The organism is Streptosporangium sp. OZ121, assembly GCF_051918885.1.
In the GTDB taxonomy this organism is placed as follows: Bacteria; Actinomycetota; Actinomycetes; order Streptosporangiales; family Streptosporangiaceae; genus Streptosporangium.
The window spans coordinates 143,483-151,054 of record NZ_JBPXMC010000023.1; the positions used below are offsets into that span (position 1 = coordinate 143,483).

Annotated in this window: 6 protein-coding genes; 2 read left to right on the top strand and 4 right to left on the bottom strand. The window is 71.3% G+C overall.

Features of this window, described 5'->3' with window-relative positions; translation table 11 throughout:
• Positions 1–412: 412 nt before the first annotated feature.
• The gene (locus ACTOQ1_RS31805; protein WP_440071658.1) at positions 413–1,231 is read right to left on the bottom strand and encodes a sugar nucleotide-binding protein; all 819 of its coding nucleotides are present in this window, start codon (positions 1,229–1,231) and stop codon (positions 413–415) included.
• 372 nt (positions 1,232–1,603) lie between these two features.
• Between ACTOQ1_RS31805 and ACTOQ1_RS31810 the strand changes: the two genes are divergently transcribed.
• Entirely contained in the window at positions 1,604–2,668 is a 1,065-nt protein-coding gene (locus ACTOQ1_RS31810; protein ID WP_440071659.1) for a hypothetical protein, read from the top strand.
• 410 nt (positions 2,669–3,078) lie between these two features.
• On the opposite strand, the gene ACTOQ1_RS31815 is transcribed toward ACTOQ1_RS31810, so the two are convergent.
• Positions 3,079–3,615, bottom strand: a complete 537-nt coding sequence (locus tag ACTOQ1_RS31815) for a hemerythrin domain-containing protein (protein ID WP_440071660.1) — start codon at positions 3,613–3,615, stop codon at positions 3,079–3,081.
• Between the two features lie 130 nt (positions 3,616–3,745).
• Between ACTOQ1_RS31815 and ACTOQ1_RS31820 the strand changes: the two genes are divergently transcribed.
• Positions 3,746–4,006, top strand: a complete 261-nt coding sequence (locus ACTOQ1_RS31820) for a hypothetical protein (protein WP_440071661.1) — start codon at positions 3,746–3,748, stop codon at positions 4,004–4,006.
• Here the strand turns inward: ACTOQ1_RS31820 and ACTOQ1_RS31825 are convergent.
• Positions 3,973–5,778, bottom strand: a complete 1,806-nt coding sequence (locus ACTOQ1_RS31825) for a glycoside hydrolase family 71/99-like protein (RefSeq protein WP_440071662.1) — start codon at positions 5,776–5,778, stop codon at positions 3,973–3,975. The genes ACTOQ1_RS31820 and ACTOQ1_RS31825 overlap by 34 nt on opposite strands.
• A 125-nt stretch (positions 5,779–5,903) precedes the next feature.
• On the bottom strand, positions 5,904–7,427 hold the full coding sequence (locus ACTOQ1_RS31830) for an ROK family protein (protein WP_440071663.1): 1,524 nt from the start codon (positions 7,425–7,427) through the stop codon (positions 5,904–5,906).
• Between the last annotated feature and the right edge of the window lie 145 nt (positions 7,428–7,572).

Consider the following 7,572-nt stretch of genomic DNA (forward strand, 5'->3'; position numbering starts at 1 on the left):
GGCCGCGTAGTAGCGCCGGACCGTGCCCTCCGAGGTGCGCCAAGAGACCCACATCTCGACCACGCCGGGTGCCAGGGACTTCTGCCCGGCGAGACGATCCACTTCGAGTTCGTCGACGTTGGCCGCTGCCGTACCGCTGTGCAGGCTGCCATCGCGCAGACGGTGCCGCCCGCATCCGCTCGGCGGCCGCCGGCGTGGCCGGCGGTTACGGTTCCCGTTCACCAAAAAGGTCAGTGGCGGCGGGCACGACGTCGAACGGCGGGTCCCGACCGTCTCGATACTGCCGCCCTGACCGCAGCCGGGGTGAGGACCCACAAGACGAACAGTCAACAGGTGTGCACCCGATCCCCAGCCAAAGGGTGAGGGGCGCCGTGACGTCGCGAGTCGAGAAGGTCGCGATCATCGGTGGATCTCACCCCAGAAACCGCCGCGCGCCGCGCAGTTCGGTCCGAAGCCGCCGCTGAGTGGTGCCGCACTCCAGGCGCACGTCCATCGGACCGGGCACGTCGGTGTCCGCTCGCCGGCCTGAAGGCAACCGGTCCGCGTCGAGCCCATCGCGCCGGGCGATGAGCAGTCCCAGCTCGTATCGGCTCACCGCGTCGGCTCCGGCGACATGGTGGATGCCGTGATACTCGGATACGGCGAGTTCGAGGAGCGCCGCAGCGAGATCGACGACGTGCACGGGACATCGCACGTCGTCGGTGAACAGCATTCCCTTCTTCCTGCCGGTGGCCAGTGAATGCACCAGCGCCTCGTGCGAAGAGCCACCGTCACCGATGATCAAGGATGTCCGGGCTGTCACCGAGGTCGGCGCGATCGCGGCCACCGCTGTCTCGGCAGCGGCTTTGGCCGCGCCGTACGGCGTGATCGGATCGGGGAGGCACGTCTCGTCATAGCGAATCGCGGCACCGGAGAAGACCGCGTCGCTGGACACATGGACCAGGCGCCCACCGGCCGCAGAGGCGGCGAGGGCCACGTTCGCGGCTCCGATCGCGGTGGTCGCCCAATCCGTCTGCCGGAATGCCGCGTTGATGACCACCTCTGGCCGAAAGACGCCGACCAACGCGTCGACGTCCTCCCGGCGGCGCACGTCGAGCGGCGACCATTCGACATTCGCGGCATCTCCTGATCGGGTCAGGTAGGTCGCGGTCACCTCATGCCCGGCCGCCGAGCACTGCCGGGCGAGTTCGCCACCGAGAAAACCACTGCCACCGACGATGAGGAATCTCACGACCGGTCACCGTAGCCGGTCGATCGCCCTGAAGCGGCCGCCGCGTTCACGCCCCGAGACATGACGCTTGTACTCATCGACACTTCGAAACCGGTCGATCGTCAACCGGCGCCCTGTTCCCGACGCGGCAGGAAGATTCGTCGCCCGCCGCCGCTCACCGTGGGCGGCGAATCTTCCTGCCGGACGTCCGGCCGTGTCGCCGTACCCGGGGCTCCGCTGGGAACGTGCGACGAGCCGCCGGACCGCGTCCGGATCCTCGGCGATCGCCACCGAGACCCCGTTAAGCACTTCGTAAGGGATCATTCGCACACCGGTGCATAGGGTCGCTTGTGGCGGGCCGCTCCGATCTTCCCTTCCCCTCAGGAGACCTCCATGCGACGCACCTCCCTCGTGCTCAGTGCGCTCGTCGCACTGCCCCTCGCCGCCGTTTCGGCACCCGCGGCCCATGCCGTGCCCGCTTCGGCCGCCCATGCCGACGAGTGCCCGCCGACCACCGACAGGTGGGAGGTGTCCGACCTCGGCTTCCGGGGATATCCGAGAGACATCAACAACCGCGGGCAGATCATCGGAGACGATCCCGCGACGGACCGCGGTTTCCTCTGGGAGAACGGCCGGCTGACCGACCTGGGGACCCTCCCCGGTGGTTGGCGCAGCATCGCCACGGGCATCGACGACGAGGGCCGGATCACCGGAACGTCCGCTGTCGCCGGTGACGTCAAAGACCACGCGTATATCTGGCAGAACGGGAAGATGCGCGACATCGGCGCTTTCCTCCCCGACGCGATCAGCCGCGGCGTGGTGGTCGGCGGGTTCATCGACACCACCCAGCCCGTCGGCACCAACCGCTGGCGGGCCGTCCGCTGGCGCGACGGGGAGCTCACCCGGCTCGAGCTCGCACCCGCGAGCCACGCTCGCGACGTGAACGAGACGGGGCAGGTGGCCGGCTCTCACGGGGTCACGGGAGATTTCACCCCTTACTACAAGCGCACCGACCGGGCCTACCTCCTGGAAGGGGAGAAGGTCCGCGACCTCGGCACGCTGGGCAGTAACTGGAGCGAGTCCCTGGCCGTCAACGACCGCGGCCAGGTGGTCGGGCACTCCTCCACGCGAGCGGACGGCTTCGGCACCGACGGCTTCTTCTGGAGCCCGCAGACGGGGATCAAACTCCTGCCCCGCCTCCAGGGCGAGGCCAGAGTCACCGACATCAACGACAGCGAACTGATCACCGGCTACTTCACCTGCTCGACCACCCCCTACGGCCCCGCCGGTCCCGCCGTGTGGACCGGCCACGAGGCCGACCCGCGATTGCTGCCGCTGCTCCCCGGCTTCTCAGGCGCCCGCGTCATCGCCGTCAACGACAGAGGTGAGATGGTCGGCATCGCCAGCGACTCCGGCGGCGGCCCCTTCACCGTCGTGGTGTGGCGTCCCAAGGGCTGACCCTGTCCGGGGCGACCCGCGTACGGGCGCCGTCAAGAGATACGGGTGCCGTCAGGAGAACCGTCGAGAAAACGGCACCCCGGCACGGCTCGTCCGAGGTGCGGCGCCACGACGGGCGCCGCACCTCTGAGCCCACCCGTGGAGCGCGCCGGCAGCGGGGCGGGCGTCGCCCACCCGAGCTGCGCCTCAAGACAGACGAACCGCACCCTCAACGGGTCACGCCGGCACCAGCAGGCCCTGCTCCTCGTAATAGCGCGGCGCCCGCACGCTCACGCAGAACCTGCGGTCGATCCCGCGGTGTCACCGTACGCGGACCCGAAGTCCCGGACCGGACCGGCGGCGCCACCCGCGCCACAGGAGGCCAGGTGGACGGGGAAGGCCTGCCCGGTGCCGCCGCGTGGTGGGGAACCTCACCGGGAAGGGGCCACGGGCTCGTCCTCGTCGTCGATCAGCAGGAAGTCGGGCCGGTTCTCGCGCCACTCGGGCACGTCCATCGAGTTGAGCACGGAGATCAGCTTCTTCTCCTCGTAGATGAAGTGCGTCTGCATGATCGCCGACAGCGCCGCCACCTCCTCGCGTACCTTGGAGGCCGTGGCCGGGTCGGGTTTCTCCGGGAGGGACTCGAGCAGTTTCCGCAGGTTCCCCAGCAGCCAGTCCAGCTGGTTGTGGTCCGTGCGCAGTTCGGAGAGGACCTTGCGCAGCTCGGGGAACTCCTCGGCGATCGCCGGGAACGCGCCCCGGTCCTCGCCGGTGTGGTGGCGCGTCAACGCCGTGCAGAAGGAAAGACAGTGGGCACGCAGGTCCCGTGGCGGAAGCCCCTTGCCGTCGAAGTAGTCGTCGACGCTGTCCTGGAGGTCCTCCAGCATCTCGCGAAGCCAGATGTGCACTTCGAGCAACTGCGTGCCCATGGCGGTGAGGCGGCTGCCCGCCTCGGAACGTGCGTTCATGCTCTTCCTCCGAATGGGTACTCGGCCCAGTGTCCCCGAAGTCCCGCGGGAGCGCGCGGCGGGCTCCGGTGTGGCCGTGACGGCGTCCGGGAGCGCCGCGTGAGCACCGTTCGGTCTCACCGCCGACGGGGTGACGGCACCGGTCGCCGGCGCCTTCGTCCCTGGCGACGCCCCGGGCACCTCGGCCGCCCTCTCGCCGGCCCGGCGGCCGACCCGGGACGGCGCGTACGCCGAGGCACCGGTCCGGACGCCGTGGCCGGAGCGGGCGAAGCCGCCACGGGCCTCCCCCGCCGACGACATGACCCCGGCCTGGGTACGGCGCCGCGGCGGGCGCCGTACCCCGGCCGGGGTCACGGATCAGGAGTTGGTGATGGTGATGTCGTCGATGTAGGCGGTGAAGGCGCCGGCCGCGCCGGCGCGGTCGTAGCCGACGAGGATCTTGTCGATGGTCTTGCCGTTCAGCGCGGAGCCGAAGTCGCTCTGGATCCGCGTCCACGAGCCGATCGTGCCCTTGGCCGCGCCCGGGTGCATGTCGATGCCGGTGGTCGTGGCGGCGGCGCTGTCGCGGAGCGTGGTGCCGTCCGTCATCACGAAGTCCACCGCGACGTTGCGGCCGCCCGCGTCCTTCGGCAGGAAGGAGTACTGCAGCTTGGTCGCGGCGGTCACCGGGATGTTCACGTCGAACACCTGGAAGTAGGCGTGCGAGGCCGCGGTGGAGGCGGCGCTGCCCCGGATGCGCAGGGCGGACGCGCCGAGCTGGTTGTCCTCACCGGTCGCGACCGCGAGCGACTGGCCGGTGACGTTGGTGGTACCGCCGCCGCCAGGGGTGTTCGTCCACGTCGGCTGGGCGTCGGTGCCCTGCTCCACGCTGGTGCGGAAGAAGACCGGGCCGGCGCTGAGCGGGATGGGCACCGTGGTCACCAGCGGGTCGAGACCGGTGATCATGCGGGTGGCCCTGCCCGCCAGGCGCAGGTAGAAGTCCGACGACACGTACTTGCCGTCGGCGCTGGTGGTCAGGAAGTACTGGTCGGTCGGCACCTGCGAGGAGTCCTCGGCGCCCGGCGCGAGGGCCGTGCCCTCGTCGTACTCGTCGAACATCGCGATGAACGCCTGCGGCACCCCCGCCCGGCGCACGCCGGCGGCCTGCTCCCACATGAAGTCGCCGGACCGGCGCGGGATCATGTTGCGCGCGCCGCCGTTCCAGTTGGACCAGGCGAAGCCCGGGTAGATGACCGGCTGGTAGGCCTGGCCGGTCGCGTTCAGCGCGTCACGGTCGCCGGCGAGCAGCCCGCTCGTGTCGCCGACGTACCCCACCATCCACGGCGAGATCATGTCGAACGCCCGGTAGACCGGGCCGAACCCGGGCTTGCCGTCCGCGCCCGAACGCCACTCACGCGGCACGCCGCCGATGACGTACAGGCCGCGGTCCTTGAACCAGCGCACGATGCGCTCGGCCTGGGCGGCCGTGCCGGGGCGGTCCGAGAAGCCGAAGCCCCAGATCTCGACCACGGGCTTGCCGTTCTCCCTGGCGTACGCCGGAGAGTCGGTGAGGCGGAGCTGGCCGGTGACCACGTCGGTCCAGTCCCTGGTGAGGACCTGCTCCACGTTGGCGTCGGTCAGGCCGCTGACGTCGTACTCGACGTAGAAACCGCGGCCGTGCCTCTCGGCGGCGTCCCTGGCCCTGGAGGTGATCGTGTTGCGGACCTGGGCGTTGGCCGAGCCGGGCTCGACGACGTCGGCGCCGAAGCGCTGGATCGCGGCGCCGTCGATGCCGTACTGGCTCATCCACTGGAAGTGCTGGTCGATCACGGCCGTCGGATAGGAGGAGAAGAGCGTCGCGGGCCGGCCGTTGCCGAGTGCCGCGTACCCGGTCTGGTATCTGGCCGAGGCGGGGTACTTGCTCATGTCCGGGTAGAGCTCGAAGGTCTGGTTGCCCGGTGAGGGCTGTGTCCCGCGAGACCAGTGCCGCCAGTGGTCGAGCGGCGAGCCGTCGCCCTGGGCGTTGAACCACCCCTGGTAGCCGGCGTAGACCTTGTTCTTCACGGTGGGCGGGGCGGCGGCCTGCGCGCCGAGGGCCGGGGTCGCGGCCGACCAGCTCAGGGCGGCCGCGAGGAGGGAGACGGCCAGCGTCGCTCTCAGGAGAGGTTTGTGGCGGTTATTCACGAATTAACCTTCGGTGGGGGGTGACGGAGGTTACGGATATGTAAATCCATTGGATTGACTATGTCAATCCGCGCGTAATCCCGGTCATCGTCGCTGTAAAGTCCCCTCGCCCCCGGCGGGGGCGGTCACACGGCGTCCGGGTGCGCCGTTCGCGTCCGTGAGCCCAGGCTGGGCGTGAACACCTCGTGGAACACGCTGGACGCGGCCCCCACCGCCGCCGCGGCCCGGTTGAGGTGCGACTGGGCGACCTCCACCTCGCGCAGGTGCCTGGCCATCGGGAAACCGTTGACGGCGGCGGCGATCTGCCCGTGGTAGATGTCGGCCACGGCGGGCAGGACGGCGGGCCCGCCGATGATGAGCAGCTCGACGTCCAGCAGGTCGATGAGCCCGGCGGCGCCCAGGCCGATCACGCGGGCCACCTCCTCGATCACCGTGACCGCCCGCCGGTCGCCGCGCGCCGCGGCCGCGCAGACCCACTCGTAGGCGGCGTCGCCCGGCGGGACCACCATGCCCGCGGCGCCGGCGCGGTCCACCACCGCCGACGTCGGGGCGCACTCGGGGACGAGGTCGGGACCGCCCTCCGGGGTGAGCCGGCCGGTCGCGATCGCGCACAGCTGGCCGACCTCGCCCGCGTTGCCCGTACGTCCCCGGTAGACGTCGCCGTTGAGGAAGGCGCCGCTCCCGACACCGGCGCCCAGGTAGAGGTAGACGAAGTCGTCGGCGCGGTCGGCCGCGCCCAGCCAGCGCTCGCCGATCGCCGCCGCCGTGGAGTCCTTCTCGACGATGACGGTGACGTCCAGCCGGGTGGCCAGCTCGGCCTTGAGCGCCACGTGCTTCCAGTCCCGGAACAGCGGCGGGTCGAGCAGCAGGCCGGCGCGGGGGTCGAGCGGGCCCGGTACGGCGACCCCCACGCCCAGCAGGGCCTCGGAGGCGGGGTGGGCGGCCTCGGCGGACTCCAGTGCCAGGCGGGTCATCTGCGCCAGGCACCACTGCGGGTCGGCCTGTTCCGGCAGGGGCAGGTGCCGCTGGTCGAGCAGGTCGCCGCACAGGTCGACGGCCACCACAGTGATCATCTTCGGGTCGAGGTGGACACCGATGGCCGAACCGGCGTCAGGACGCAGCCGCAGCGGCACCCGCGGCTTGCCGGCGCCCGCCGACTGGCGGGCGTCCTCGGTCAGCAGGCCCGAGGTGAGCAGGTTACGGGTGATCCGCGACACCGCCTGCGGCGTGAGACCGGTGCGCTCGGCGATCTCCACCCTGCTCGTGGACACGGCCTGCCGGATGCTCTCGATCACCAGCTTCTCGTTGTAGGAGCCGAGGGCGAGCTGGTTGAAGGCACGAAGCGCCGGACGCGTCCCGGCCTGCGACCGGAGCCGGCCTCCCCCGCCCTCGCGCCGGCCCGGCATCGGCTCGGCCTGGAGCGGGCGCCCGGCGCGCGAGCGGCGCTCGGGACCGCCTCCGGGGGACTGCCGCACACCGGGACCGCCCATGCCGGGAGCGGGCGTCCCGCCCGGCACGCCACGGGTGGGGCGCCACCCCGCGTCGCGGGCGTGGGGCGGAAACGACGGCGCGCCCCACGGTGAGGTCGACGGGCTCTCCGAATCCGCCGCCGTCCGCACCGGCTCGCGCTCTCCGTCCACTTCACGCATGCACTCATCCAACACCCTGCCCGCGTCGACGAAAAGCGCCGCCGCCTCCGCGGACCGCTCCGTCCGCGGCGGACGCGCCCGGTCGTGACGGTCGCCGTGCCGGCGCGCTCCGGCCCGGCTGTGTCTAAGGTGATCTCGTGCCTGC

Excerpts from the sequence above, each read along its gene's own strand:
- ACTOQ1_RS31810 (WP_440071659.1), top strand. The coding sequence starts at position 1,604 with ATGCGACGCACCTCCCTCGTGCTCAGTGCGCTCGTCGCACTGCCCCTC.
- ACTOQ1_RS31815 (WP_440071660.1), bottom strand. The coding sequence starts at position 3,615 with ATGAACGCACGTTCCGAGGCGGGCAGCCGCCTCACCGCCATGGGCACG.
- ACTOQ1_RS31830 (WP_440071663.1), bottom strand. The coding sequence starts at position 7,427 with ATGCGTGAAGTGGACGGAGAGCGCGAGCCGGTGCGGACGGCGGCGGAT.